Source organism: Vicinamibacteria bacterium (assembly GCA_035620555.1).
GTDB lineage: Bacteria > Acidobacteriota > Vicinamibacteria > Marinacidobacterales > SMYC01 > DASPGQ01.
Genome location: DASPGQ010000333.1, coordinates 1 through 2257, shown reverse-complemented (window position 1 = coordinate 2257; position 2257 = coordinate 1). Strand labels below are relative to the sequence as shown.

2 protein-coding genes are annotated in these 2257 nt (G+C 64.9%); both read left to right on the top strand.

What is annotated here, in order from left to right:
• Nucleotides 1–1749, top strand: a 1749-nt coding sequence (locus VEK15_13545; GenBank protein HXV61717.1) for a hypothetical protein, incomplete at its 5' end; no start/stop codon positions are given.
• A gap of 197 nt (nucleotides 1750–1946) precedes the next feature.
• Nucleotides 1947–2135 carry a hypothetical protein gene (locus VEK15_13540; GenBank protein HXV61716.1) on the top strand — a complete coding sequence of 63 codons (189 nt, stop codon included), beginning with the start codon at nucleotides 1947–1949 and terminating at the stop codon, nucleotides 2133–2135.
• Nucleotides 2136–2257: the final 122 nt, after the last annotated feature.

Genomic DNA, 2257 nt, shown 5'->3' with positions numbered 1-2257 from the left:
TTTCGCTGGCGTGGCGACATGATCTGGGACAACTACCTCGGGCCAAAGCGCTTTTGTGCCTCGTTGTGGGGCGACGACGAGTGGGAGCAGGCCCTTCTCTACATGGCCCGCCATCGCATGAACTTCCTCGAGTTCTACCCGCCGCTCGAACGTGTCTTCGCTCGGGCTTTTCCCGAGATTGCCGATGATTTCGAGGAGGGCACCGTGTGGAAGAGCGAGGCGAAACACGCGCTCGCGAAGCGCGTCGTGGCGCGCGGCCGTGCTCTCGGCATCCACTTCATGTACGTTCTGAGCTACGGGGCTTTCCCCGAGCCGGTGCGAGCGCTCTTTCCCGACCTCGAGTGGCGCAACGGGTTTCTCTGCGCGCACCAGCCCGAGCTCATGGAGCTGACGGAAAAAGTGTGGCGCGTGCTCATCGAGGAGCTCGGGACGGATCACTGGTACGCCGTTCGCCATCGCGGCGAAGAAGAGCAGGTCTACAGCGATCCCTGTCGCTCGGTGACGAAGTCGGAGGGGTTTCAACAAGCGTTCGTTATTTTGGGCAAAGTCGATCCCCGGGCAGCGATCACCGTTTGGACCTGGGGCGAGCGCATCCCCGATCTCTTCCAAGGATTCCCCTCGAACGTGCGGGCCGCCCATATCCGGCACGGCATGGCGGACGTCTTCGGCGATCGAGGGGCGGGAAGAGAACAGAGCGACGGCCGTCCAGGGCTTGTCGAGGACACACTCTGGCTCTCGGGGCAGTTCACGGTCTTTGGCGGAAACGAGACCGGGCTCCAGACAGCTTGGTGCGACGCGAAGGCGCTCACTCGCGACGCGACGGCTTCTTCGCAGAGCAGCGCCGAAGGCTACTTCCAATGGCCGGAGTGGAGCAACACCTCGGCCTGGCTCGCGCACGTCGTCGCGAAGCTCGCGTGGCGCCCGAAAGAGCCGTCGGTCGCGCACTACGCGGAGCGGCGTCACGGTGAGCGCGCCGGGACTTTTCTCGCAGCGTTCGGTCCACTCGTTCGGGACGGCAACGCGAAGTTCATGCATCCGCCGAGAAAGCGCTTGCTCGTCCCCTACTTCAACGCTCCCGAGAGCCTCGAGCTTCTCGAGTCGGTTCGCGCGGGCGCGCGGGCCATGCTCGAGGTGCTCGAAGGTGCGCCGTCGATGTTTCGGCGTGACTTTCTCGACATCGTCGCGTGGGTCGGCCTGAGGCAGGCGCAGGTTCTCGAGTGTGACGCCTATCTCCGCCACGTCGAGGGCGAGGACGTGAGCTTTGACCATGCCGAGACGACGTGGAGAACGCTCGCGGCGGCGATGGCGTCATCGCCAGATCTCTCCATCGTCGCCTCGACCCGCGACCTCGCACGCATGGGGCCGATCTCGTCACGTCTCGAGGATTCCATCTGGAACCTTGCCTGTGACTTCTACAACGGGTATCCCCTCGTGCTGTCGCCCGAGGCGATCGAGCTCGTGTACCTGCCGCAGCTCGAAGCGTTACGCAAGGCGACGGCGGCGGGCGGACCGGTCGTCCTCGAAGCGCCGGGGTGGTTCTGGCACGATTTTCCCGACCTCGCCTGGGCGGACTGCGTGCGCAAGCTGCCCGGCGAAGATGCCGCGGCCTTCGAGCGAGAGATGCGAGCACGGCTCGGCGCTGACCCACCGACTATGCGTGAGGCGCCGGAGCTCGAGACTTTCTTGACCCTTCCGCTCCCGGAGCCTCGATCGGATCCTCCGACGTTACCCCGCACCCCCGTACGATAACGCGAGAGTTAGTTAACTGCACGCTGGCGCCGGCGGCGTGCCTGTTTCAACAACGCCACCCAGCGCTCGCCCTAGATAATCTCGACCGCGATCTTTCTGCCCGGCCCGGCGCGGCCTCCCCCTCGCCTTGCGGGGGAATCCTCGCCGAGTTCATTCTCGCGTTCTCGCGCGCTCTCGGCGATTTCGGCGCGACCATCATGGTGGCGGGCAATATTCCCGAAGAGACTCAGACGCTCTCGCTCGCCATCTTTCAGCTCGTGCAGCTCGGTCGCGATCCCGAGGCCTATCGTCTCGCTGCCGTCACCATGCTGGTGGCGTTCGCGGCGATCTGGCTCGCGGACCGCCTTTCGAGACGGCCTCGGGCGAAGTCCGTTGCTCTCCGATGATCCACGTCACCATGCGGCTTCCGCTCGACTCTTTCGAGCTCCACGTGTCGCTCGATCTGAACGAGCCAATGACGGCCCTCTTCGGCCCTTCCGGGGTGGGGAAACGTCGCTTCTCGAGACCA